Origin of the sequence: Winogradskyella sp. J14-2, assembly GCF_001971725.1 — a bacterium.
GTDB lineage: Bacteria > Bacteroidota > Bacteroidia > Flavobacteriales > Flavobacteriaceae > Winogradskyella.
Genome location: NZ_CP019388.1, coordinates 762931 through 785617, shown reverse-complemented (window position 1 = coordinate 785617; position 22687 = coordinate 762931). Strand labels below are relative to the sequence as shown.

Annotated in this window: 23 protein-coding genes; 16 read left to right on the top strand and 7 right to left on the bottom strand. The window is 34.0% G+C overall.

Features of this window, described 5'->3' with window-relative positions:
- Positions 1–7 precede the first annotated feature (7 nt).
- The 4 genes from BWZ20_RS03710 to BWZ20_RS03695 are packed head-to-tail and all read right to left on the bottom strand — an operon-like array spanning position 8 to position 2920.
- Entirely contained in the window at positions 8–856 is an 849-nt protein-coding gene (locus BWZ20_RS03710) for a hypothetical protein (RefSeq protein WP_076616492.1), read from the bottom strand.
- Entirely contained in the window at positions 853–1464 is a 612-nt protein-coding gene (locus BWZ20_RS03705) for an HAD-IA family hydrolase (protein ID WP_076616489.1), read from the bottom strand. Before BWZ20_RS03705 ends, BWZ20_RS03710 begins: the two co-directional genes overlap by 4 nt.
- Positions 1457–2461, bottom strand: coding sequence for a bifunctional diaminohydroxyphosphoribosylaminopyrimidine deaminase/5-amino-6-(5-phosphoribosylamino)uracil reductase RibD (ribD, locus tag BWZ20_RS03700; RefSeq protein ID WP_076616486.1), 1005 nt, complete (start codon positions 2459–2461; stop codon positions 1457–1459). The genes BWZ20_RS03705 and ribD overlap by 8 nt, the downstream gene beginning before the upstream one ends.
- The gene (locus tag BWZ20_RS03695; protein ID WP_076616483.1) at positions 2462–2920 is read right to left on the bottom strand and encodes an LEA type 2 family protein; all 459 of its coding nucleotides are present in this window, start codon (positions 2918–2920) and stop codon (positions 2462–2464) included. It abuts the gene before it with no gap.
- Between the two features lie 60 nt (positions 2921–2980).
- On the opposite strand from BWZ20_RS03695, the gene BWZ20_RS03690 reads away from it, so the two are divergent.
- From BWZ20_RS03690 to BWZ20_RS03665, 6 genes are all read left to right on the top strand, one after another.
- Positions 2981–3472 (top strand): GNAT family N-acetyltransferase, encoded by a 492-nt coding sequence (locus tag BWZ20_RS03690; RefSeq protein WP_076616480.1) that lies wholly within the window; start codon positions 2981–2983, stop codon positions 3470–3472.
- 2 nt (positions 3473–3474) lie between these two features.
- Positions 3475–4356 (top strand): peptide chain release factor N(5)-glutamine methyltransferase, encoded by an 882-nt coding sequence (gene prmC, locus BWZ20_RS15380; protein ID WP_076616477.1) that lies wholly within the window; start codon positions 3475–3477, stop codon positions 4354–4356.
- A gap of 1 nt (position 4357) precedes the next feature.
- Positions 4358–4939 carry a TIGR00730 family Rossman fold protein gene (locus BWZ20_RS15375; protein WP_076616472.1) on the top strand — a complete coding sequence of 194 codons (582 nt, stop codon included), beginning with the start codon at positions 4358–4360 and terminating at the stop codon, positions 4937–4939.
- Positions 4940–4981: 42 nt separating this feature from the next.
- The gene (locus tag BWZ20_RS03675; protein WP_076616467.1) at positions 4982–5386 is read left to right on the top strand and encodes a hypothetical protein; all 405 of its coding nucleotides are present in this window, start codon (positions 4982–4984) and stop codon (positions 5384–5386) included.
- 7 nt (positions 5387–5393) lie between these two features.
- Positions 5394–7388 (top strand): NAD-dependent DNA ligase LigA, encoded by a 1995-nt coding sequence (gene ligA, locus BWZ20_RS03670; RefSeq protein ID WP_076616463.1) that lies wholly within the window; start codon positions 5394–5396, stop codon positions 7386–7388.
- 99 nt (positions 7389–7487) lie between these two features.
- Complete coding sequence (locus BWZ20_RS03665; protein ID WP_076616460.1) at positions 7488–8231, top strand: hypothetical protein; 744 nt, start codon at positions 7488–7490, stop codon at positions 8229–8231.
- Here the strand turns inward: BWZ20_RS03665 and BWZ20_RS03660 are convergent.
- From BWZ20_RS03660 to BWZ20_RS03650, 3 genes are read right to left on the bottom strand one after another with little or no spacing between them, the layout of a single operon-like run.
- Positions 8220–8612: a DoxX family membrane protein gene (locus BWZ20_RS03660; RefSeq protein WP_076621250.1), complete on the bottom strand. Its 393-nt coding sequence runs from the start codon at positions 8610–8612 to the stop codon at positions 8220–8222. The genes BWZ20_RS03665 and BWZ20_RS03660 overlap by 12 nt on opposite strands.
- Positions 8613–8670: 58 nt before the next feature.
- Positions 8671–9582 carry a bifunctional metallophosphatase/5'-nucleotidase gene (locus tag BWZ20_RS03655; RefSeq protein ID WP_076616458.1) on the bottom strand — a complete coding sequence of 304 codons (912 nt, stop codon included), beginning with the start codon at positions 9580–9582 and terminating at the stop codon, positions 8671–8673.
- On the bottom strand, positions 9582–10340 hold the full coding sequence (locus BWZ20_RS03650) for a 5'-nucleotidase C-terminal domain-containing protein (protein ID WP_076616455.1): 759 nt from the start codon (positions 10338–10340) through the stop codon (positions 9582–9584). The genes BWZ20_RS03655 and BWZ20_RS03650 overlap by 1 nt, the downstream gene beginning before the upstream one ends.
- Before the next feature lie 63 nt (positions 10341–10403).
- Between BWZ20_RS03650 and BWZ20_RS03645 the strand changes: the two genes are divergently transcribed.
- The 10 genes from BWZ20_RS03645 to BWZ20_RS03600 all read left to right on the top strand — a co-directional run bounded on the left by BWZ20_RS03645 (position 10404) and on the right by BWZ20_RS03600 (position 22665).
- A complete protein-coding gene (locus BWZ20_RS03645; RefSeq protein ID WP_076616452.1) occupies positions 10404–10922 on the top strand; it encodes a DUF6913 domain-containing protein in 519 nt (172 codons plus the stop codon).
- Positions 10922–11806: a 4-hydroxy-tetrahydrodipicolinate synthase gene (gene dapA / locus BWZ20_RS03640; protein WP_076616449.1), complete on the top strand. Its 885-nt coding sequence runs from the start codon at positions 10922–10924 to the stop codon at positions 11804–11806. Before BWZ20_RS03645 ends, dapA begins: the two co-directional genes overlap by 1 nt.
- Positions 11807–11914: 108 nt before the next feature.
- Positions 11915–12712, top strand: a complete 798-nt coding sequence (locus tag BWZ20_RS03635) for an outer membrane protein assembly factor BamD (protein ID WP_076621249.1) — start codon at positions 11915–11917, stop codon at positions 12710–12712.
- 12 nt (positions 12713–12724) lie between these two features.
- Positions 12725–13051, top strand: coding sequence for a DNA-directed RNA polymerase subunit omega (locus BWZ20_RS03630; RefSeq protein WP_076616447.1), 327 nt, complete (start codon positions 12725–12727; stop codon positions 13049–13051).
- 7 nt (positions 13052–13058) lie between these two features.
- Positions 13059–14270 carry a bifunctional phosphopantothenoylcysteine decarboxylase/phosphopantothenate--cysteine ligase CoaBC gene (gene coaBC, locus BWZ20_RS03625; RefSeq protein ID WP_076616444.1) on the top strand — a complete coding sequence of 404 codons (1212 nt, stop codon included), beginning with the start codon at positions 13059–13061 and terminating at the stop codon, positions 14268–14270.
- Positions 14263–15150 (top strand): DUF4835 family protein, encoded by an 888-nt coding sequence (locus BWZ20_RS03620; protein ID WP_076616441.1) that lies wholly within the window; start codon positions 14263–14265, stop codon positions 15148–15150. The genes coaBC and BWZ20_RS03620 overlap by 8 nt, the downstream gene beginning before the upstream one ends.
- Before the next feature lie 77 nt (positions 15151–15227).
- A complete protein-coding gene (gene recN, locus BWZ20_RS03615) occupies positions 15228–16880 on the top strand; it encodes a DNA repair protein RecN (RefSeq protein ID WP_076616439.1) in 1653 nt (550 codons plus the stop codon).
- Between the two features lie 41 nt (positions 16881–16921).
- Positions 16922–17731, top strand: a complete 810-nt coding sequence (locus BWZ20_RS03610; RefSeq protein WP_076616436.1) for an enoyl-ACP reductase — start codon at positions 16922–16924, stop codon at positions 17729–17731.
- 132 nt (positions 17732–17863) lie between these two features.
- Complete coding sequence (locus BWZ20_RS03605; RefSeq protein ID WP_076616432.1) at positions 17864–19567, top strand: FG-GAP-like repeat-containing protein; 1704 nt, start codon at positions 17864–17866, stop codon at positions 19565–19567.
- Positions 19568–19710: 143 nt separating this feature from the next.
- Positions 19711–22665, top strand: a complete 2955-nt coding sequence (locus tag BWZ20_RS03600) for a T9SS type A sorting domain-containing protein (RefSeq protein ID WP_076616429.1) — start codon at positions 19711–19713, stop codon at positions 22663–22665.
- Positions 22666–22687 lie beyond the last annotated feature (22 nt).

Sequence of the window (22687 nt, the reverse complement as noted above, 5' to 3'; positions counted from 1 at the left end):
GTTTTTTTTAAAGTGTTACTAAGATTATAGAAACCATTGCTAAACCAATACCAATCCAGTTTTTATATGAAATAGCCTCTTTAAAAATTATTAATCCTATTAAGCAAGATAAAGCCACAATAGCAACATTATTTATTGTAAAAACAGCAGAGCTTTCAAAACCCTCTACTCGTAGAGCTTTTAATAAAAAATACATAGAGCAATAGTTTACAACTCCTAAAGCAAAACCAAAGGGAATAGTTTTTGTTTTAAAAGGCTGTTTAGCTTTCATACTTTTAATCCATACAGACACTAAACCAATTATACCTGCGCTAGCAAAAATAATGGCCAAGAATAAGGGCATATCTCCGTCTGGTGCAAAATGATTAACACTGGTCTCAATAATACCAGATCCAAAGAATAAAATGATAGGAAGGTATATAGTTTTAGTTAATTTAATGTTGCTTTTTGGTTTTATAGAGGCTAACAGAACAGCCACTAAAGCTAAAAATATCCCTAAAACTTTATAAAAGCCAGCACTTTCTTTATAAACCATTATACCGAATAGAACAGGAATTATAACGCTCATTTTACTAGCAACAGACGCTACAGATAATCCATTTTTCTGCGCTGTTAGAGCCATAACATTAAAAATACTTATAAATAAAAAGCCTAATGCAAGTGCCACATAAAACCAGAGTTCATAAATAAAGTCTAAAATTTCAATATTTTTATTATAAAATAGAATTCCACAAGAGCTTGCCGTAATGTAATTAAATACGATGGCCTGCAGTGTATTAATATTATAATTTTTGAAGAGTTTAAACAATACAAAAATAGCCGTTGAGGACAGAATACTTAGTAAAAGAAAAATCAAAACAACGTATTATTAAGTTTAAATAAATTTATCACATCTTCGCTCGCTTCGTCAATATTCCAAGTCTTTATGCCCAATGAGCTTGCCATATCGGTGTTTTCTTTGGTGTCGTCTACAAAAAAGCAGTTTTCAGCTTTAAGATTATTGCTTTCTATAACAAAATCAAATATATCTCTATTTGGTTTTCTTAAATGAATCTCTTGTGAAAGGTAAAATTGGTCAAAACAACTTTTAAAGTTCTCATAAAAACTAACGTTAGTTTTTATAAAGTCGATGTGCATGTCATTAGTATTGCTCAATAATATGAGACTATACCGTTGTTCTTTTACAAGTTGTTGAAGAAATTCTAAGCGATATTTAGGAAAATCTTTTAAGATGTAATTCCAGGCATCGATGACTTGGTTTTCATTTAAATGTGAAAATTTAGATATATAAAAGTCTATAAATTCTTCAGTTGAAATTTTACCAATTTCATATAGGATATTTGTTTTAATCATGTCGTCTTCAAACGTATCTATCTTAAACAAATGAAGCGCGTTTTTCATAGCACCTTGCTTGTCTAGGTTGATAAAAACATCACCAAAATCGAAAATAAGGGTATCAATCATTAATGTAGAATTTAAATTGATCTTCTTTTAATTTTTTCTCTGAAATCAACTTACCGTTTAGTTGTGGTGCTTTGGTACCTGATTTAAATTCCGTTTTACCAATAAAAATCCGAGCTTCGTCCCATAAATTTTCATCAATAAAGGTTTGAAGTGTTTTAGCACCACCTTCAATAATCACAGAGTTTATATTATGTTGGTGTAGGTAATTGCAAATCTGTAAAGCCAAAGGTTTATCAAAATTAAGCTCAGTTTTAGTGAGTCTGATGGTTTTAGCTGAGGAGTCAAAAATTTTATAACTCTCATCAAGTTTATTAGTCTTGTCTATAACGATTCTAATAGGATTTTCACCAGCATAATCTCTAACGGTAAGACTTGGGTTGTCTTCCATAACTGTATTTGTTCCTACTAAAATGGCTTGTTCTTCAGCGCGCCATTTGTGTACCAATTGTCTTGAATAAGTGTTTGTAATCCAAACTGGTTTTTGTTCATCCTTAGTTTCTGGTGCCATAAAACCATCTTCGGTTTCGGCCCATTTCAAAATTATATATGGTCGTTTTTTATTGTGATAGGCAAAAAAACGCTTTAAATGCGCTTTGCACTCTGCTTCTAAAACACCAACAATAACATTGCAACCATGAGCCTTTAATTTGGCAATGCCTTTGCCTGCAACTTCAAGATTATCATCTATGCAACCAATTACCACATTTGGGATGTTGTGATGTATAATGAGGTCGCTACAAGGAGGTGTTTTTCCGAAATGGCTGCAGGGCTCTAAAAGCACATACATTGTGCTGTCTTTTAGCATGGATTTGTTTTTAACAGAATTTACTGCATTAACTTCAGCATGTGGCCCTCCATAAGCGCTGGTAAAACCTTCTCCAATAATACTGTCGTTATGCACAATAACAGCTCCTACCATGGGATTTGGTCTTGTGGTTCCTAATCCGTTTTTGGCAATTTGTAAGCAGCGTTTTATGTAATGCTCGTGTTTTTGCACCTATAACTTAATTTTTACGTCTTCAGTTTTATCAATATTATAGGTAGAGGAATAGCCTAAAACCTTATACTTAATATCGCCTTTGTATTGCACTTTTAGTTTTTTAGATAGCAAACTACCCAACAAATCACCAAGATTACCTTTATTTATAATGCTATCTGTAGCAATAGAAACCGTAAGCGGAATTTTGAACTTGTCTTTAGAAGGTACTTTAAATTCTTTTGATGTAAACGTGGCTATTTCTCTATCGTTAACAAGCACTTTTAATGCGTCTGTTTGAAGTGTGCCACCAACATCATTTGGGTTGCTAAACTCTGCATCTGCACTAATGGTAATAGTCTCAATATTAGAATCTAAAACCTTGATATTATCAATGCCAATAAATTGAGGTTTTTCTCTAACGGTGCAGTTGAAAAGAAGTGAACAAATCATCAAAATGAATAATATTCTTTTAATCATAAAAAGGTATTTATAATTATCTTCATGCCGTAAAAAATCGGTGTTAAAGGTTTTAATTAAGTGAGTAAAGATACCATAGTTATTCGAGAAATAGAACAAAAGGATAATCCTAAAATTGCCAAGGCTATACGAAGTGTTCTGATAGAAATGGGTGTGCCAAAGGTTGGTACTGCATACGAAGATGCGTCGTTAGATTGTATGACAGAAACGTATAGTTATCCTAAAACCCGATATTTTGTTTTAGCTCAGAATGAAGCGATTCTCGGAGGTGCTGGCATTGCACCATTAGATAACTTCGAAGGCAATGTTTGCGAGTTGCAAAAAATGTATTTTATGCCAGAAGCCAGAGGAAAAGGGTTAGGGACTAAAATGATGAATACATGTTTAGAATTTGCTAAAAACGCTGGTTTTGAAAGTTGTTATTTAGAAACCATGCCTTATATGGATGATGCCAGAAAATTGTACAAAAAAGTTGGTTTCGAATTTTTAGAAAAACCACTTGGCAATACAGGCCATTATTCGTGTACCGTATGGATGCTTAAAACATTTTAATTTTGAAAGCAAAGGATTTAAAAGACATATTTCATAAAGAATTAGATCAAGTTTATGGTAAGGATGAAGTGGCGAGCTTTTTTCATCTAGGCTTAGAGCATCATCTTAATGTGGCTAGAATAAAGTTGCAATTAGAGCCTGAGTTTACTTTGTCTAAATCTGAAACTGATGTCTTTTTTGAACTTTTAGAAGGCTTAAAACAGCAAAAACCCATTCAATATTTGTTGGGTGAAATTGAGTTTTATGGATTACAATTTAAAGTGAATGAAAATGTACTCATTCCAAGACCAGAAACCGAAGAGCTTGTAGATTGGATTATAAATGATGCAAAATCTAAAATTCAAAATTCTGAAACAATAAAGATTTTAGATATAGGAACAGGTTCTGGTTGTATTGCAATTTCGTTGGCAAAGCACTTGCCAGAAGCTCAGGTTTTTGCAGTTGATATATCAGAGTCTGCTTTAGAGATAGCTAAAGAGAATGCGGATAGAAATGGTGTTGAAGTTAAGTTTATTAAAACTAATATTTTAGAATTTTCCCTTTGGGAAGATGTCGCTTTACGGCAGAAGGGCTTTTTCGATATCATCGTTTCAAATCCGCCTTACGTTCGTGAACTCGAAAAGCAAGAAATAAAGCCAAATGTTCTCGATAACGAGCCTCATTTGGCGCTTTTCGTAGAAAACGAAAATCCACTACTTTTTTATAAAGCGATAACTGATTTTGCTGTTGATAAGTTGAAGTCTAATGGCTCACTTTATTTTGAAATTAACCAGTATCTTGGACAAGAAACTAAGCAACTTTTAGTGGATGCCGAATTTAAAGCGGTTGAATTGAGAAAGGATTTAAACGGTAATGACAGAATGCTAAAAGGAATAAAACAGTAACATGAAAAGTATATCAGTTTTTTGCGGAAGTAGCGACGGAAATGACAACGAAATTATTACAACAGCCTATGCTTTGGGTAACGAATTTGCTCAAAAAAATATAACACTTGTTTATGGTGCAGCAAAGATTGGTATTATGGGAAAGGTGGCAGAAGGCGTTATAAAAAACGGAGGTAAAACAGTTGGTATTATCCCATCATTTCTTAAAACCAAAGAAATTGTTCATACAGAATTAACGGAATTGATTACCACAGACAACATGCATGATAGAAAAGTTATTATGTATGAAAAAAGTGATGGCTTCATTATTATTCCTGGTGGGTTTGGTACAATGGACGAGTTTTTTGAAATCACAACTTGGGGACAATTAGGCTTACACACCAAACCTATTGGTATTTTAAATATCAATGGTTATTATGATGCTTTGATAGAACAATGCAAAGTGATGGTGGAACGTGGGTTTTTAAAACAAGAAAATTTAGATGCTGTTGTTATAGATACAACCATTGAAGGACTTTTAGATAAAATGAATAATTACAAACCATTGCCAGCTCCAAAGTGGTTGAATAAAGAAGGATTATAGGAAGGCATTTAACTAGAAATCTTACTATATACACAGCGTTTTATGTTTAGAGAAGTATCCAAAGATTACATTAATAGATTATATAAAATATTTGGTGTTTTAAACTTTATATTGAGTGTTTTCTTTTTGTTTCTAGGAGACGCTGGGTTGGCAGAAAAGATTTTTGGTTTTATTAGTATTAATATTTGCTTTATTATGTTTTACTTTTTCTTTAAGATAATTGAAAATTATAAAGGCAAAGGGAATTTAGCTTGGCCTTTTTTTGGTGGACTTTTCAAGTTTATTTTTGGATTTATGTCAATGGTGATATCAATATCTGCGGTCTATATGTTTGTTAATCGTACAATTAAATCGGGAGAAATAAATCATATTTTTTTTATAGGAATTGCTGTGAGTATTCTTCTTGGCGGTTTATCATTATTAGCTAATTATCATAGGAGAAATTAATAGTTAAATGAACACACAACAAAAAATACAATCCTTAAGAGACGAATTACGTCAACACAATTATAATTACTACATACTCGATAATCCTACTATTAGCGATTATGAGTTTGATATGAAATTGAAAGAACTTCAAGCTTTAGAAGAAGCACATCCAGAATTTTATGATGAAAATTCGCCGACAAAACGTGTAGGTGGTACTGTTACCAAGAATTTTAATACGGTTGTGCACGACTTTAGAATGTATTCTTTAGACAATTCTTATTCTAAAGAAGATTTAATGGATTGGGAAAAGCGCATCAAAAAAATGGTAGATGGAGATGTGCAATACACGTGTGAGTTAAAGTACGATGGTGCATCCATGAACTTAACCTACGAAAACGGAAAACTCGTGAGAGCAGTTACCAGAGGTGATGGAGTGCAAGGTGATGAAGTTACGGCTAACGTAAAAACTATTAATACGGTACCACTGCAGTTAAAAGGAGATTATCCTGAGCGTTTTGATATAAGAGGTGAAATCATTCTGCCTATCGAAGGTTTTTTAAAAATGAACGAAGAGCGTATAGCTAATGATGAAGAACCGTATCGAAATCCAAGAAATACAGCATCAGGAAGTTTAAAGTTACAAGATAGTGCTGAGGTGGCAAAGCGACCTTTAGAATGTTTTCTCTATAGTATAAAAGGTAATAATCTAAATATTTCTACACAGTTTGAGGGATTAGAAAAAGCCAGAGAATGGGGTTTTAAGGTACCGCAAGAGGCGAAATTGGTCAGTTCCATTGATGAGGTTTTAGAGTATGTAAATTATTGGGATGAGCACAGACATAATCTACCATACGAAATTGATGGAGTAGTGGTAAAGGTAAATAGTTTATATCAGCAAGACGAATTAGGTTATACAGCCAAAGCACCACGCTGGGCAATGGCTTATAAATTTAAAGCCGAACAAGTTTCAACGAGATTAAATGAAATTACCTATCAAGTTGGTCGTACAGGAGCTATAACACCTGTGGCTAATTTAGAGCCAGTACAATTAGCTGGGACAATAGTAAAACGTGCATCGTTGCATAATGCCGATCAGATTGAAAAGTTAGACATTAGAGAAAGAGACGAGGTGTTTGTAGAAAAAGGAGGTGAAATTATTCCAAAGATTATTGCTGTAGACCTTGCAAAACGTCCTGAAGATTCTAAACCAACAATCTACGTTACACATTGTCCGGAATGTCAAACCGAATTGATAAGACCAGAAGGAGAAGCGAAACATTATTGTCCTAATTATAATGGTTGTCCACCACAGATTGTAGGTCGTATTCAACATTATATTTCAAGAAAGGCAATGGATATTGAGGGACTTGGTGGAGAAACCGTTGCACTTTTGGTCAAAGAAGGCTTAATTTCAAACTATGCTGATTTATATGAATTAACAGTAGAGCAAGTTATACCGTTAGAACGGATGGCAGCGAAAAGTGCTGAGAATTTGGTAAAAGGGATTGAGGCCTCTAAACAAATTCCGTTTGAGCGTGTTTTGTTTGCTTTAGGTATTAGGTATGTTGGAGAAACTGTTGCTAAAAAATTAGCAAAGCATTATAAATCTATAGATGCTTTAATGTTTGCTTCAGTCTTGGATTTGGTAACTGTAGATGAAATAGGCGAGCGTATCGCAGAAAGTGTTGTAGAGTTCTTTTCTTCAGAAGAAAATAAAATAATTGTAGAGCGACTAAAAGACTACGGCGTACAATTAGAAATCTCTGCAGAGAAATTAGCTAACCAAACTGAAAAGTTAAAAGGACAAACATTTGTAGTTTCAGGTGTATTTGAATCTGTTTCTAGAAATGAGCTTAAAAAACTCATTGAAGATAATGGTGGAAAAGTATCGTCCTCAATATCGTCAAAAACAAGTTATCTAGTTGCAGGTGATAAAATGGGTCCGAGTAAACGCTTAAAAGCAGAAAGTTTGGGTGTTACCATGCTCTCAGAACAAGAGTTTTTGTCTATTTTGAAATAAATTCTTACACAAATCAGTGCATTTTATCGATAAAAAGTATTTTTTATCGTTTAATTGTTAATTTTTCGTATATTCGTTTCATTAATAAGGGGTTAATTGATGTTAGTAAATAAGATTTTAAAAATATTATTACTACTATTAGGTGGTGTTTTTGTTGTATTACAAGGCTTTGCTTATGAAGCTCAAGGTGCCGCAGTAAGTGCTGTAATGTTTGTACTTTTAACTATTCTCTATTGTCGTTGGACCAAAGACAAGTCTAAATATTTCTTTTGGTTTTTGGTTATATTCACAATAGGTCATCTTTTGAGCTATGCTTCTTGGTATGTACCACTAATAGAGGAAGGTGAAATAGATTACTACTATTACTGTTCTAATATACTATTTATCGTTGCATATTTATGTTTAATTATTAAAGTATTATCTTCTATTAATATTGGTAAAGCTTTTAGAGAATTATCAATTCCTATTATTATTCTTATAGTGCTTGACGTTTTTTGTGTTGTAATTGTTACTGATGCCACTGGTGGTATACTTAGTACATACGAATATATTTTAGAGTTTGTCTACAACGGTGTTACTATGGCATTATTATCAGTTGCATTAATCGATTACATGTATAGAAATGACAATAAAGCGATGTTATTTTTAATAGGGTCTATCTGTGTTGTTTTCTCAGAAATAATACAATTAGCCTACTACTATATTATAGACGACAAAAATTTAGGATTTATTTATTCGTTTTTCTTAGTTGTAGCGTTTGTTTTTTTCTATCTACAATCACAAATTAGCCATACTGGTCCGCAGCCCACATATTTAGATATGGACGAGCAATTAGAAGCTTAATTTCTTGCCTAAAATTGGTATATATTTTCTAAAATAATAAAGAATTATAGCACTAAGTATAAATGTTATTATTGCTGTGTAAAATAGGACTCCGCCATCTCCGTTTACCTCAATACCTAGTTGTGTTAAATGCATTACTATTGCACCACCTATAAGACCTAAAGTTAAAAGTGCACCTGCCCAAACAGTTTTTGGTATTAACAGTAAAATTCCAGCGACTAGCTCTAATAGTCCAACTCCTATTCGTCCATAAGGCTCAAGGCCTACAGTTTCAAAAATATAGACACTATCTGGATGCGCTGTAAACTTAAAACGAAGCGTTTGAATTAATATAACAGCTACAGCAATTCTAAGTACTAAAATGATTTTGTCAGATTTCATATTGTCTGGGTTTAGTTGAAATCTTAGACGCTTCAATTTTAGAAACTTACAAAATTTATTAAACGATTATTGTGGTGCTATCTGAATAAAGTGGCTTGCCTTGTTCAAAATAAAAGTCAATTCTACCTAAGTATAATCCGTATGCACCAACCTGATTAACCAATACATTCTTGCCTTCGCTATTTTGAGTTATCGTTGGTTTTGGTAAAAACGTATGTGTGTGTCCACCAATAATTAAATCGATATCTTTTGTGGCTTTAGCCAAATTTAAATCACAAACGCGATTAGGGTGCTTCTCGTAATAATAGCCAATATGAGAAAGGCAAATCACTAAATCACAAGATTCTTCTTCTTTAAGAATACGCGACATATCTTGCGCAACTTCAATAGGATTATGATAAACAGTTTCTTTATACATTTTTTTATCGACCAAACCTTCAAGTTGAATGCCCACACCAAATACGCCAATTCTAACGCCATCTTTTACAAGAACTTTGTATGGCTTTACATGCGTATCCATTACTGTGTTCGAAAAGTCATAGTTTGCAGAAACAAACTCAAACTTTGCATGTGGTAGCTGTGCATAAAGTCCGTCTATACCATTGTCAAAATCGTGGTTTCCAATAGTTGCTAAATCGTAATTAAGCATACTCATTAGTTTAAACTCTAGTTCACCTCCATAATAATTGAAATATGGAGTGCCTTGAAAAATATCACCAGCATCTAATAATAATGTATTAGGGTTTTCTTTTCTAATATTTTCAACCAGAGTAGCACGTCTTGCAACACCACCTTTGTTTGCATTTCTTTTGTCGTTAGGTCCAAAAGGATCTATATGGCTATGGACATCGTTAGTGTGCAGAATTGTAATATGCTTTCTCTTCTGAACGCAAGACCGCAGGCTTAAAGCACCTAAACTAACCATAGCTGTCGCTGCCGTTGTTTGTTGTATAAATTGTCTTCTTTTCATTATTCTGCAGTTAACCTTGTGAAGCGATTGTCAATTTTAGGGTTGATGGTATCTTCTTTTTTAAAATAATCGATTAACACATTTCTAATTTTATAATCTAGTGTGTATAAACTATCGTTTGGATGAAAAAACGTCATACGATCTCCTCCGTTGTATAAATAGTCATTGGTAGCTACGTAATATGTTTCGTCTTCCGAAACAGGCTTGCCGTTAACAAGTACTTTTTTAATGTTGTAATCCCTATCTAATAATAATTCAACGTGTTTAGAGACAGGATGAGCACGTTTGGCTTTAGAAAGATAGTCAAATAGTGCCATGATTTGTTTTCCTTTTAATGCAACAACTACAACAGAATTTTCAAAAGGCATTACTTCGTAAGCTGTTCTTGTTGTAATATTTCCTTGCGAAATTATAGCTCTAATACCACCATGATTTAGTAAAACAAAATCTATAGTCTTGCCTGTACGCTTATTAAATATAGGGTTACTTTCACTAAACACAGCATCAGCCATTAAGTTGCCAATGGCAGTATTTAATTCTCCATCGGTTTTAGAATAGGTTTCAGGTGCAAATGAGATGATACTGTCTAAATTCTTATTTACATTGTCTCTGTAAGGGCTTATAAAATCTTCTATCTCCTTATTTGGTGTAATATTTTCGTTAATTTCTAGACGATTACCTTCAATTCTATTGGGCAGTTTTTTACAAGAAAGTACAAGGCTCAGAAAAAGAACAATAAAAAGTGATTTTTTAATCATTGTTTTAGTAGTAGTAAAAAATGGCTATGCTTTTGTTAAATTTGCATCAAAGGCTAAAGGTAAATGATTTTAAAAGCATTTAAGGAAAAATCAAATCAAAAATATGTAAACAAATTGTTGTCTGCGCGTAAAGCTGCTGTAAACAACGATAAGGTTAAAGTTATTGCGGTTTTGTTTAATGCTAGCGAATTCAAAGATTTTGAGGTCTTTAGGAATTATTTTAAAGCGCTAAACTTAACATCTCCTAAGCATAAAGTCGTTGCTTTTACAAAAGATGATAAGTATGAAGGCAGCCAGTGGGAAACGTATTTTTCTCCAAAACATTTTGGGTGGAAAGGAAAAATAAATAATATCGACTTACAAGCGTTTATAGAAGAACCTTTTGATGTGTTGGTAAGTTATTACAAGAATGATACACCAGAGTTAGATTTAATAACAGCTGCATCAAAGGCAAATTTAAAAGTTGGATTAAGCCGAAAAGATGAACGGCTGTATGATTTAATCATAGATGTAGATCCTAAAGACGTAAAAACCTTTAAAAACGAATTAAAAAAATATTTAAACATTTTAAACAAATTATAATGACCAAATTTATAGGAACGGGAGTAGCGCTTATTACACCATTTAAAGCAGATTTAAGTATACATTTTGAAGCGCTAGAGCGATTGGTAGAGTACAATATAAACAATGGTACAGACTATTTGGTAATTAGTGGTACCACAGGCGAGAGTGTCACGGTCACTGCTCAAGAAAAGCAAGAGTTAATTTCATTTATTGCCAAAGTGAACAATAAAAAGCTTCCACTGGTACTTGGAGTTGGTGGGAATAATACAACATCGGTTATAAACGAATTAAACACAACAGATTTATCAAAGATAGATGCTATTTTATCAGTATCTCCTTATTACAGTAAGCCAACACAAGAAGGCATTTACCAACATTTTAAAGCCATTGCTGAGGTGTCACCAAAACCAATAATTTTATATAATGTTCCAGGTAGAACCTCCTCTAATATGTTGCCAGAAACAACAATACGACTGGCAAACGATTTCGAGAACATCATTGCGGTTAAAGAAGCTGGTAACAACATTCATCAGTATTTAGAACTATTAAGAAACAAACCTAAAGATTTTTTGATCATTTCTGGTGATGATGATTTGGCGTTGAGTATAGCGTTGGCTGGTGGCTCAGGCGTAATTTCTGTTATTGGTCAGGCATTACCAAAAAAGTTTTCTGAAATGATCCGTTTGGGTATTGACGGTAAGGCCAAGGAGGCCTACAAAATACATTTCGATTTAATGCCAATTACACGTTTAATTTTTTCTGAAAATAATCCAGCTGGTATAAAAGCAGTTTTAGAAGCACTAGAAATTTCTAAATCCCATGTGCGTTTACCACTTGTAGAGGCAACAGATAAGCTAAAAAATGATATTAAAAGTGCCTTAAAAGATTTAGGTAAAAGTTAAACTTAGTTTAAATTACGGAGCACATTTAAAACAACCATTACTTTAGCGTATAATTTTTGTTTTTAAAATCCGTTAATAATGCGTATTTTTGCAACTTGTTTAAAATTTATGAAGCAAGCATTTTACATACTTTTAGCAACCATTTTATTGGTATCGTGTAGCGATTTTCAGAAAGCATTAAAATCTGAAGACGTTGCAGAGAAATTTTCTATGGCTGATGAATTGTATGAGGCTGAAAAGTGGAGTAAGTCTAAGAGACTTTTAGATCAAATCTTACCAAAGTATAGAGGGAAACCTCAGGCAGAAAAGCTTACATATATGCATGCCAACTGCTCTTACCAGATGGGAGACTATTACATTGCAAGCTATCATTTTGATAAGTTTACTGATATTTATCCACAAAGTGAAAAAGCTGAAGAAGCAGCTTTTAAGTCTGCAAAAGGATATTACTTTAACTCGCCTGTTTACTCAAAGCATCAAAAAGAAACTTTTGAGGCTATTGAAAAACTTCAGTTATTTGTTAATCAATACCCTAATTCTCAATACTTAGCAGAAGCCAATACATTGGTTAAAGAATTAGACTATAAACTAGAAAAAAAAGCATTTGAAATTGCAAAGCAGTACGATCTAATCACAGATTATAAAGCATCCATAAAATCATTCAACAATTTTCTACTAGAATTCCCTGGTACCTCATTAAGAAAAGAGGCTATGTTTTATAGATTTGATGCCGCATACAACTTAGCGATTTTAAGTATTGACCAGTTAAAAGAAGAACGATTAAAAGATGCCATAGGCTACTATGACGTTTTTAAAAAAGCATATCCAGATTCTGAATTTATGGAAGATGCAAATACAATGAAGCAAGAATTAGAACAAGAATTAAGTACATTTACTAAAAGTTAATCAATTATAATGATGGATTTAAAAAAGACCGATGCGCCAGTTTCTACAGTAACATATAATAGAAACGAAGTCGATGCAGCAACAGATAATATTTACGAAGCAATATCTGTTATCTCAAAACGTGCTGAACAAATCAACACAGACATTAGACGCGAATTAATAGACAAACTTGAAGAGTTTGCGACATATAACGATAGTCTCGAAGAAATTTTTGAAAACAAAGAACAAATAGAAGTTTCTAAGTTTTACGAAAAATTGCCCAAGCCTCATGCGTTAGCAGTAAAAGAGTGGTTAGATGGTAAAATTTATCACAGAAATACTGAGGATACTCAACAATAACCCTTAGATGTCTATTCTAAGAGACAAAAATATTTTATTAGGCATAACTGCAGGTATTGCCGCATATAAATCTACTTTTTTAGTAAGATTACTTATCAAAGCAGGCGCTAACGTAAAAGTTGTTATGACGCCTGCTTCAAAAGAGTTTGTTACTCCACTAACACTTTCAACCTTATCAAAAAATCCCGTATTCTCTTCATTTGTAGATGAAGATGATGATAATGCCGTTTGGAACAATCATGTAGACCTAGCATTATGGGCAGATCTTTTTATAATTGCACCAGCAACTGCCAATACTCTGGCAAAAATGACAAATGGAGTTTGTGATAACATACTTTTAGCAACCTATCTATCTGCCAAGTGTCCTGTATATTTTGCTCCGGCAATGGACTTGGACATGTATAAACACGAGTCTACAAAAACATCTTTCGAAAAATTAACATCTTATGGTAATAAGATGATTCCTGCCGCAACTGGAGAATTGGCTAGTGGTTTGGTAGGAGAAGGCCGTATGGCAGAACCAGAAGAGATTGTAAGTTTTATCGAAAAAGATGTCTTAGGTCAGTTGTCTTTTCATGGAAAAAAAATCTTAATTACAGCAGGACCAACTTATGAAGCTATAGATCCTGTTCGGTTTATTGGAAATCACTCTAGCGGAAAAATGGGTTTTGAAATTGCCAAGGCAGCTGCTAATCTTGGAGCCGAGGTAATACTAGTGACTGGACCTACACATCAAACCATAACCCACAATTTGATTTCTGTAAAGCCAGTGGTTAGTGCAGACGATATGTACAATGAAGTACATAAACATTTTCATAGTACAGATATCGCAATTCTTTCTGCAGCAGTGGCTGATTATAGACCAAAAAATGTAGCAGATCAAAAAATAAAAAAGAAAGATGCCACGTTTAGTATAGAGTTAGAAAAAACAAAAGATATTCTAAAATCTTTAGGTGAGATAAAAGAAAACCAATTTTTGGTTGGTTTTGCATTAGAAACCAATAACGAACTAGAGCATGCTAAAGCAAAATTAAAATCTAAAAATTTAGATTTAATTGTGCTTAATTCTTTACAAGATAAAGGTGCAGGCTTTGGGGTATCAACAAATAAAGTTACATTTATAACATCATCTAACAATAGTATTGAAAACCCGCTTAAATCTAAAGCCGAAGTTGCTAAAGATTTAATGCAACAGATCTTAAAACAGCTAAATGCGTAAATTATTAGTTTTATTGGCCTTTTTGTCTTCAGCCGTTGTGTTATCGCAAGAGTTAAACTGCACTGTTAATGTTATTGCCCAGCAAACAGGAAATGATAATAATGTTGTATTTAAGACATTAGAAAAGCAACTTAATGAGTTTATAAACAATACCAAATGGACAGAAAAAAATTTTGGTGCAGAAGAGCGCATCAATTGTAGTATGGTTATAAACGTAACTGCATACGAAAACGATAGTTTTAGCGCAACATTGCAGGTATCTTCCTCAAGACCAGTTTTTAATTCTACCTATAGCTCGCCAGTATATAATTATAACGATAAAGATTTCAATTTTCAATATATAGAATTTCAAAACATGGTGTTTAATCCACTGCAGTTTGAATCTAATTTGGTTTCTGTATTATCCTTCCATGTTTTTATGATATTAGGTATGGATGCCGATTCGTTTACGCTAAACGGCGGAGATGAATATTTTGCCCAGGCACAAACCATAGCCAATTACTCACAGCAATTAAATGGACAAGGCTGGAAACTTGAGGACGGCTTACAATCACGCTTTGCATTAATTGATAATTTATTATCGCCAACATTTAAGGAGATAAGATCTACAATGTATAATTACCATATAGAGGGCATGGACATAATGGCGGAAGATACAAAAGCAGGAAAGTCCAAAATTATTTCAGTTTTGTCAGAGTTACAGAAGATCCATAAAAGACGACCAAATTCTTATCTACTGCGTGTCTTTTTTGATGCAAAATCAGACGAAATTATGGATATACTCTCAGGTGGTCCCAGTGTTAATATTGCAGAAGCTGTAGATATACTCAATAAAATAGCTCCAATGCACTCTCAAAAATGGCGAAAAATTAAGTTTTAATTTTCTGCTTATTTTTTCATTAGCCATTCTCAACTTCACTCAGATTCTATATTTTTGTAAAAACAAACTATAGATTTTTGTTAACATCACTTTACATAAAAAATTATGCGCTCATTGACGAACTTAACGTTCAGTTTAATAATGGGCTAACCATTATTACTGGCGAAACAGGCGCAGGTAAATCTATTTTACTGGGAGGTTTATCTTTGGTGTTAGGAAAACGTGCAGACCTAAGCCAGGTAAAGACCAAGGATAAGAAATGCATCATAGAAGCAAGTTTTGATATTGCTAATTACAACCTAAAACCATTATTTTCAAACTTAGATATAGACTACGATGTGCAAACTATTATTAGACGAGAAATTTTGCCTTCGGGCAAGTCGCGCGCATTTATCAATGATACACCAGCCACTTTAGATAGTTTGTCGATGTTAAGTTTGCATCTTATAGATATTCATTCTCAGCACCAAACCCAGCAGTTAACCGAGAACGATTATCAGTTTAGGGTAATAGATGCGCTTGCTGATAACAAAGAAAATTTAGAAGTATACGCTCAAAAACGCGCTGAGTACAAAATGCTACAAAAATCTTTGAAGGCATTAATCGATTCTAAAGCAGAATTAATAAAAGAGTATGATTACAATCTCTTTTTGATGAATGAGTTGAGCGAAATTAAGCTAGAATCTATCAATCTTGAAGATTTAGAAGCGCAGTACGAGCAGCTCAATAATGTTGAAGTAATAGGAGAGAAGCTTGCTAGTGCAAAGGGTATTCTAAATATGGAAGACCAAGGAGTTATTGATCAACTTAATGCCATAAAACAAGAGCTCAATAAAATTTCTGGTTTTGGTAAAGTTTACGGAGCTATTGCAGAGCGCGTAGCTAGTGTTCATATAGAGCTCAATGATTTACTGGTAGAATTAGACGATTTAGAAGATGCATTATCAACAGATCCTCAAGAGCTAGAGCGTATAAATTCTCAACTTCAAATTCTCAATAACCTATTTCAAAAGCATTCCGTATCTCAAATTGAAGATTTAATTTCGATAAAAAATGAATTAGAATCTAAGGTTTCTGATACAGAAGGATTAGATGATGCTATTAAAAAAAAGGAAGAAGAAATAACCAACCTAAAGAAAGAGCTCAATAACATAGCAGGTCAAATTTCAAAAAAGCGAAAAACTATACTGCCAATATTAACTCAAAAGCTCGAAGGTTTACTCTCAGATTTAGGAATGCCAAACGCGAAGTTTAAAATAGAATTAACCGAAGGAGAGCGATTTTTACTAAACGGAAAAGATAATCTACAGTTTTTATTTATGGCAAATAAAGGCTCTAGTTTTAATGAGTTAAAGAAGTCTGCATCTGGTGGCGAGTTGTCTAGAATAATGTTGGCAATAAAATCAATACTATCAGAGTATATACAACTTCCATCAATAATGTTTGATGAGATTGATACAGGTGTTTCAGGCGAAATTTCAAATAAGATGGGAGACATTATGAAGCAGATGAGTACTAGAATGCAAGTATTTGCAATAACGCATTTGCCTCAAATTGCGGCAAAAGGAAATTCGCATTTTAAGGTCTTTAAAATAGATAACAATACGACTACAGAAACACAATTAAAAAGATTAGGCGAAGACGAACGCGTCGTAGAAATAGCACAAATGTTAGGAGGAATGAATATAACAGAATCTGCTATGGCTCATGCCAAGCAATTGTTGAATTAATACTATATTTACAGCATTAAAACTGACTAAAATAATACACTATGTATAACTTACTAAAAGGAAAAAAAGGAATCATTTTTGGAGCTCTTGACGAAAATTCAATCGCATGGAAAACAGCAGAACGTGTACATGAAGAGGGTGGTGAATTTGTGCTAACAAATGCACCAGTGGCCATGCGTATGGGCCAAATTAATGCCCTGGCAGAAAAAACAGGCTCACAAATTATTCCTGCAGATGCTACATCAGAAGAAGATTTACAAAACCTTGTAGAAAAGTCCATGGAGATTTTAGGAGGAAAAATTGATTTTGTTTTGCACTCTATAGGCATGTCTATTAACGTTAGAAAAGGAAGGCATTATACAGACCAAAAATACGATTGGACCCAAAAGGGAACGGATGTTTCTGCAATGTCATTTCATAAGGTGATGCAAACACTTTATAAAGCAGATGCCATGAACGAATGGGGAAGTATTGTTGCGTTAACTTACATGGCTGCACAACGTGTCTTTCCAGATTATAATGATATGGCAGATAATAAAGCATATTTAGAAAGTATTGCGCGTAGCTTTGGTTACTTCTTTGGAAGAGACAAAAAAGTTAGAGTTAATACAATCTCGCAGTCACCAACTCCAACAACCGCTGGCAGTGGTGTAAAAGGGTTTGACGGTTTTATATCTTATGCAGAAAAAATGTCACCATTAGGTAATGCCACTGCCATGGATTGTGCAAACTATACTGTAACCCTTTTTAGCGATTTAACACGTCGTGTTACACTTCAAAATCTTTATAACGATGGAGGGTTTAGTAACATGGGAGTTAGTGATGCTGTTATGGATAAATTCACAGAATAAAACCCTTTTTTATAAATAAAATGTAATAATTAAAGTGTGACTTCAAAAAAGTTGCACTTTTTTTGTTAAATATATATGAATCTTATATTTTGCTTGTAGGTATTTTATTTTTTAAAATACGTTTAGCAGATTATGAGAAAATATTGCATTACGGCTTTAATACTGTGTAATTTTACTTCTGCACAAATTTCTTTCACAGAAAGTTCGCAGCAACTAGGTGTTTTTGCAAACTGTGGACTTACATTTTTAGGTAATGGTATAAGTTTTTATGATTACGACAATGATGGCTGGGATGATATTTCAATAGCTTCGTCTAACGGTGATCCTTTATACTTTTTCAAAAATATTAACGGAAATTTTGTACTTCAAAATCTTAATATAGTAACAAGTAACCTGAGTGCAAAACAAATTAATTGGGTAGATATCGATAATGATGGTGATAATGATTTGTTTGTGACTAGTACCAATTCTGGTGTTAAGCTTTATGAGAATTTGGGAAACATGATAATGCAAGATATTTCGGAATCCTCAGGGATGCTACAAGACCAATTTCCTTACTATGGCGCTTCTTGGGGAGATTATAATAATGATGGATATTTAGATGTTTTTGTTAGTATAAGAGATGTTGCAATTCCGAATATTCTTTACAAAAATAATGGCGACAACACTTTTACACTCGCAAACTCGGAGGCTGATTTACTCTCCACGGGCTTTATGTCGTTCTGCTCTGCTTTTTTAGATTATGATAACGATGGTGATCAGGATATTTATGTATCTAACGATAAATACACCAACCAAAATTTAATGTACAAAAATAATGGAGACGGTACCTTTACAGAAGTTGCTGAAGAAACAGGAACAGACATCAGTATTGATGCAATGACTGTTACCGTAGGAGATGTTAATAATGACGGTTGGTTAGATATGTACATAACCAACGACCCTAGTGATAGCGTGCTTTTTATTAATAATGGAAATGGTACTTTTACAGACGCAGCACAGTTGTATGGTGTAACTTTTAATAGTACTGGTTGGGGCGCTGTTTTTTTAGATGCCGACAATGACAAAGATTTAGACCTATACGTAAGTAGTGAAAACAACGGCAACATAACCAGTCAGTTATCTTCTGCATTTTACGAAAACAACAATGACGGCACTTATAATTTAAATAATGCAGCGGTACCCAATGATTTTGCATACAGCTATGGTAATGCTATTGGCGATACTGATAATGATGGATATCCAGAAATAATAGTCAATAATATTAATCATAGCAATATTTTTCTATGGAAAAATAATACTCCAAATACAAACAATTGGTTAAAAGTAAAGTTAGAAGGTACCGAAAGTAACAGACAAGGTATCGGTTCTAGGATAGAGATTTCTATTAATGGTGAAAAACAATACAGATATACGCATTGTGGTGAGGGTTACTTATCTCAAAATTCTGGAACTGAGTTTTTTGGTACACAGCATCATACTGTGATTGATTATGTTAAAGTAACTTGGCTTAGTGGTGTAGTGGACATCTTATATAACATCGAGGTAAATCAAACCTTAAACCTTGTTGAAGGATCAAGCCCCTTAAATATAGAAGATTTTGATAGGTTTGATATAAATATTTACCCCAATCCAACAAAAGACTTCTTATATGTAGATTGTTCTCATTGGATTAACGTTACTTACGAAATTTTAGATATTTCTGGTAGGCTAATTATGCTAGGTACTATGCGTAATTCAGAATATTTAGATATTAAGGATTTGTCGGTGGGACAATATGTTATTAAACTAAAAAATTCAAATAAGAGCTTAATAAAAAGATTCGTCAAAAACTAAATCTTTTTTATAGGAATTGTTAAAAACATCGCTTGTTCTTCAGCGATGTTTTTCGCGTTTTATCGATTTGTAAGTAATGATCATGTTTAATGTAAAATATTGACATATTTTTAACATAATACTAACTTAAAATTTATGTTTATATGAAAAAAATTACAATTAATGTTCTTGTAATAATGTTAATGCTTGGCGCGTTTGTGGGTTTTGCACAAACTCTTAACCAAAATGCTGGTTGGCCTAATGCAGCTTGGACTGTTACGGGAACATACAACGCGGATCCTTTGGCCTTTGAAGCGGATCCAACAGTAACTTCAAACTTTGCCTTTGATGATGATGATGCAGGTAATGGTAATGATGATGACATTGCGGCGGAATCACCAATAATTGATTTATCGGCTGCATTTGCAGCAGGTGAAACTTGGTTGACTGTTACTGCTGATTATGTTTACTATTATTTAGCTAATGACGAACTTGTTTTTCAATATTGGGATGCTGATGGATCTGCTTGGGTTAATTGGGGAAGTAATTTTGATGCACTAGGAACAACAACAGCAGTCACTAATGATTTTTGTTCTGGCACACCTGTAACTTACACTTCGGATATATTGAATATCGCATCATTTACTGCAACTCAACTTTCTGGCTTTAGATATCGTATATCTTATGATGATGATCCAGCTGGTGATGATTGGAATTATGGCTTTTGTTTTCAATCACCGACAATAACTTCTGCAACTCCACCTTCATGCCCTGAACCAGCTTCTCTTATGGCCACAACTACCAGTACTACAGATGTAGATATTACTTGGATGGTTGGTGGTTCTGAATCAGAATGGACTTATGAGTATGGTGTTTCGCCTTATGCTCAAGGTGGCGGTGGTACTTCTGGTACAGTAATGACAACTCCTTCTTTAACACTAATGGGATTAACTCCAGGTGAAACATATGATATATATGTTCAATCCAATTGTGGTGGTGGAGCAGGAGATAGTGGTTATGTAACTGTACAATGGACTCAACCGAATCTTGGGGAATCATGTATCTCTCCAATTTCGGCTACAGTTGAGGCTGATTGTAGTACTGCCACTCCATTTACTATTGATTTTTCTTCAGCACCAAATATTGGTGGTACTGGTTCTTGTGATCCAACAGGTGATAATAGAGGTTTTTGGTATGAATTTACAACTACAGCATCTGGTGGTATAACTATTTCAAATTCTGGTTCTAATAATGAGTATGTCATCTTAGACTCATGTGGAGGAACTGAGATTGTTTGTGCGGCAATGCCAGCTAGTGTTGATTTAGTTTTAATGCCTTCTACTAACTACAGAATGGCAATTTGGAAAGATAGCTTTCAAACATTAACTACAGATGATTTTTGTATTCAAGAATTTACACCTCCAGCGGCACCAAACTGTGCAGAAGCACCAATTTCTCCAGTAGACATGGCAACAGATGTTGCAGGTGGTACTGTAAATCTAAGTTGGACAGCTCCTTCTACTGGTCCAGCGCCTACCGATTATGAAGTTTTCTTTGGTGAAACTTCAGGATCCTTAACATCTTTAGGGCTGTTAGGGTCAACAGATACAAATGTTGATGTTACAGGTGTAGGATTTAACACTACATATTATTGGTCTGTTTTACCTTACAATGGAATTACACCTGCTGCAGGGCCATGTTTTGAATGGAGTTTTACAACGGGTAATCCACCGCCGGGAGACGATTGTGCTAATCCATTTATAGTAGGTGCATTACCGTACAGTGATACAAATGATACAGCTAATTTTAGTGATGTTTATACTGGTTCACCTGGAGCTTCAGGATGTGGAAGTACTTCTGGCTACTTAGGTGGTAATGATGTAGTTTATTCTTATACTGCTACTTTTGATGGTTCAATAAATGTTTTATTATCTGGTGTAGGCACATATACGGGTATTTTTATGTACACAGATTGTGCTGATATTGGTACAGCTTGTGCGGATGGTGGTGTGAATGGATTTGCTGGTGGCGATATTGCATTAGATGATATTGCGGTTACCAATGGCACAACATATTATTTTGTAATTTCTACTTGGCCAGCACCACAAACTACAGCTTACACTTTAGATATTACTGAAAATACTTGTACAAATGCTACAGTTGCTTATGCAGTGGTTAACGATTGTGATGTTTCAGGTGGTTTTAATATCGAGGTTGATATTACAGATATGGGTTCTGCAACAGATTTAACTGTAAGTGATGACCAAGGTAGCCCTACGCAAGCAGCTACTGGTGTTACGACTTTAACATTTGGACCTTATGTAAATGCAACTGATGTTATCATTACTGTTGTAGATGATAATGATGCAAGTTGTACACAATCAAGTTCCGCTTTGACACAAGCTGCTTGTCCTCCTGTAAACAATGATTGTGCTGGAGCCATAGCGGTTTCTGATGGGAGTTCAGTTACTGGTTCAACTGTTGCTGCTACCAATGTTGAAGCTTTAACGGCTTGCAACGGTGGAGGCGGAAGTGCTGAAACAGGTTGCGCAGGTGGTACAGGTACAATGAACTTTGGTGCTGGTATATGGTATGTTATTACAACTTCCGAAGGTGAGGTTGTAACTGCAACTACGGACAACAGTCCATCACCATTTGATACTGAAATACAAGTTTTTGAAGGATCTTGTGGTGCTCTTGTTTGTGTTGGTGGTGATGATGACGGTGGAGCTAACGCTGCACTATCTACATTCTGTTGGGAAAGTTCAGCAACTGGTGGCGGAACAGTAGATTACTTTATCTATGTTGATGGTCATGCAGCTAATACAGGTGATTTTCAGTTAGATATAAGTGTAGAGCAAACACTTTCTACAGGCAGTTTTGAAAACGAAGCGGCATTTACTTACTATCCAAACCCAGTACAAAATACATTAACATTAAACGCTCAAAACGCCATTGAGAATGTTACAATGTATAATATGCTAGGACAAGAAGTATTAAGAGCTACGCCAAACGCTGTTAATAGTGAATTAGACATGTCTAACTTACAAGATGGTACTTACTTTGTAAAAGTAACAATTGCTAACACCACTAAAACTGTAAGAGTAGTTAAGAACTAACTCAATAGTCTTTATTTATAAT

Bases quoted from the DNA above. Each gene is read 5' to 3' on its own strand.
- BWZ20_RS03605 (WP_076616432.1), top strand. From the start codon at position 17,864: ATGAGAAAATATTGCATTACGGCTTTAATACTGTGTAATTTTACTTCT.
- BWZ20_RS03620 (WP_076616441.1), top strand. From the start codon at position 14,263: ATGCGTAAATTATTAGTTTTATTGGCCTTTTTGTCTTCAGCCGTTGTG.
- BWZ20_RS03600 (WP_076616429.1), top strand. From the start codon at position 19,711: ATGAAAAAAATTACAATTAATGTTCTTGTAATAATGTTAATGCTTGGC.
- BWZ20_RS03645 (WP_076616452.1), top strand. From the start codon at position 10,404: ATGATTTTAAAAGCATTTAAGGAAAAATCAAATCAAAAATATGTAAAC.
- BWZ20_RS03655 (WP_076616458.1), bottom strand. From the start codon at position 9,582: ATGAAAAGAAGACAATTTATACAACAAACAACGGCAGCGACAGCTATG.
- ligA (WP_076616463.1), top strand. From the start codon at position 5,394: ATGAACACACAACAAAAAATACAATCCTTAAGAGACGAATTACGTCAA.
- BWZ20_RS03630 (WP_076616447.1), top strand. From the start codon at position 12,725: ATGGATTTAAAAAAGACCGATGCGCCAGTTTCTACAGTAACATATAAT.
- BWZ20_RS03635 (WP_076621249.1), top strand. From the start codon at position 11,915: ATGAAGCAAGCATTTTACATACTTTTAGCAACCATTTTATTGGTATCG.
- BWZ20_RS03675 (WP_076616467.1), top strand. From the start codon at position 4,982: ATGTTTAGAGAAGTATCCAAAGATTACATTAATAGATTATATAAAATA.
- BWZ20_RS03695 (WP_076616483.1), bottom strand. From the start codon at position 2,920: ATGATTAAAAGAATATTATTCATTTTGATGATTTGTTCACTTCTTTTC.
- BWZ20_RS03665 (WP_076616460.1), top strand. From the start codon at position 7,488: ATGTTAGTAAATAAGATTTTAAAAATATTATTACTACTATTAGGTGGT.
- dapA (WP_076616449.1), top strand. From the start codon at position 10,922: ATGACCAAATTTATAGGAACGGGAGTAGCGCTTATTACACCATTTAAA.
- BWZ20_RS03660 (WP_076621250.1), bottom strand. From the start codon at position 8,612: ATGAAATCTGACAAAATCATTTTAGTACTTAGAATTGCTGTAGCTGTT.
- BWZ20_RS03610 (WP_076616436.1), top strand. From the start codon at position 16,922: ATGTATAACTTACTAAAAGGAAAAAAAGGAATCATTTTTGGAGCTCTT.
- BWZ20_RS03705 (WP_076616489.1), bottom strand. From the start codon at position 1,464: ATGATTGATACCCTTATTTTCGATTTTGGTGATGTTTTTATCAACCTA.
- BWZ20_RS15375 (WP_076616472.1), top strand. From the start codon at position 4,358: ATGAAAAGTATATCAGTTTTTTGCGGAAGTAGCGACGGAAATGACAAC.
- coaBC (WP_076616444.1), top strand. From the start codon at position 13,059: ATGTCTATTCTAAGAGACAAAAATATTTTATTAGGCATAACTGCAGGT.
- BWZ20_RS03650 (WP_076616455.1), bottom strand. From the start codon at position 10,340: ATGATTAAAAAATCACTTTTTATTGTTCTTTTTCTGAGCCTTGTACTT.